1 protein-coding gene and 2 pseudogenes are annotated in these 1,395 nt (G+C 50.8%); 1 reads left to right on the top strand and 2 read right to left on the bottom strand.

The window, feature by feature from the left end; genetic code table 11:
• Nucleotides 1–406 (bottom strand): annotated as a pseudogene (locus P792_RS0119705) (hypothetical protein); the annotation flags it as partial.
• A 258-nt stretch (nucleotides 407–664) separates the two neighbouring features.
• On the opposite strand from P792_RS0119705, the gene P792_RS32250 reads away from it, so the two are divergent.
• Nucleotides 665–1,126 carry a hypothetical protein gene (locus P792_RS32250; RefSeq protein WP_023979469.1) on the top strand — a complete coding sequence of 154 codons (462 nt, stop codon included), beginning with the start codon at nucleotides 665–667 and terminating at the stop codon, nucleotides 1,124–1,126.
• A 23-nt stretch (nucleotides 1,127–1,149) separates the two neighbouring features.
• Here the strand turns inward: P792_RS32250 and P792_RS0119710 are convergent.
• Nucleotides 1,150–1,395: pseudogene (locus tag P792_RS0119710) on the bottom strand (hypothetical protein); the annotation flags it as partial.

Here is a 1,395-nt window from a genome sequence, read left to right on the forward strand (position 1 = left end):
AGGGCACAAAGCCCATATAGCTGCTCTGCTTCTGGCTGTCGGAGGTGCGCGACGCGCCCGTGATGCCAGTGGCCCCGAAGCGTGAGATGGCCGCGAATGTGCTTGTCCAGGTGGCCCAGGCCCCGATCGAGGTCGAGCCCATGATCTGCGAAAGCCAGTCATTGCGTGTGGTATCGCGGTTGCGCTGACCCTGATTATCCGCCGCTGCCCCGATGAACAGCCGGTCACCGATCCGCCCGACCGTGGCCCCGTCATCGGCAAAGAACACCCCGCTTGCCGCCTTTTCAGGCACGGCGGGCGCGATATCGCCAAGCGGCATCGAGCGCGTGCAACCCTGCTGCTCGATCACGATCACTTCCGACCCGTCGAGCGTCGCAATGCGCGGATAGGCGCCTAGTCTGGCCATGGTGGGTCGTCCTCAATGCCGAAGTGGATGTTGAATAGAACCGAAATATGCGTATCGTCGCACATGTATGCGGATTGCCTATCCATCGCTGTCTACATGTGGTGCAGTATTGTGAGTAAAGATATCATAATTCTTATATGTTTATTGGCAATATCGTTGACTGTATTCGCTTGCGTTTGGATAAATTGGAAGATGATATTTTCAATGCTGAAATTGAAAATATATTCAAACGGGTATACTATAATGGGACATCGACGTATGGCGCTTACTGATAGATATCCAAATATAAAATACTTTGGCGTTTGGGTTTGGTTATCCATATTTTCGCTATCAATATGCGCGGGGATAATAGCCTGCGGGAAGGAAGCTATAATAAAGAATCAATTTGATTTGAGCGTTTATATTCCGGTTCAAATAATACTTTTGGTTTATATGCTATTATTGGTTATCTCTTTCGTATCCATTGCGATGTGGATCTTCAAAATGATTGTCGGTGAGGAAAACGAGGATAAAAAGATTATCAAGAATGTTACAACATTATACGATGTGTTCTACGTAAGTTCCGGTTTATTGGCAGCTATAATATTTTTCGTTATCGATACTACCCGTGCGGCTGGCATCAAAAATTTCTTCTCAAACTCGCTACTACTTAAGAGCGCTTTGCTAATTCCATTCTCGTTCCGATTTGCAAAAGCCCTGATCGATCGCAGATATCGCTAATTTTGCCGGATGACGTCCTTGATCTAAGCCGTCAGCACCTGAAAAGTAAGCGTCGCTTCGCCGGGGCGCAGCTGCTCGCCCACCACCAGGCCGGAAAGCGTGCGGTCTGGATGCTCTGGAAGCGTCAGGGTGACGTGATCGCCCAGATCGACGGCGTAACCCTGATCCAAAGGCACGGTGAGGGCACGCAGGCGACGTGTGCTGGCCCAGAGGACGGCGTGCAGGGTCGCCACCTTCACCGCGTCCTGTTCGTCGCTCAGGGCCGTGAC

Origin of the sequence: Asaia sp. SF2.1 (assembly GCF_000505765.1) — a bacterium.
Lineage (GTDB): Bacteria > Pseudomonadota > Alphaproteobacteria > Acetobacterales > Acetobacteraceae > Asaia > Asaia bogorensis.

What these genes read in the sequence shown, in the direction of transcription:
- P792_RS32250 (WP_023979469.1), top strand. Translation starts at nt 665, where the DNA reads ATGGCGCTTACTGATAGATATCCAAATATAAAATACTTTGGCGTTTGG.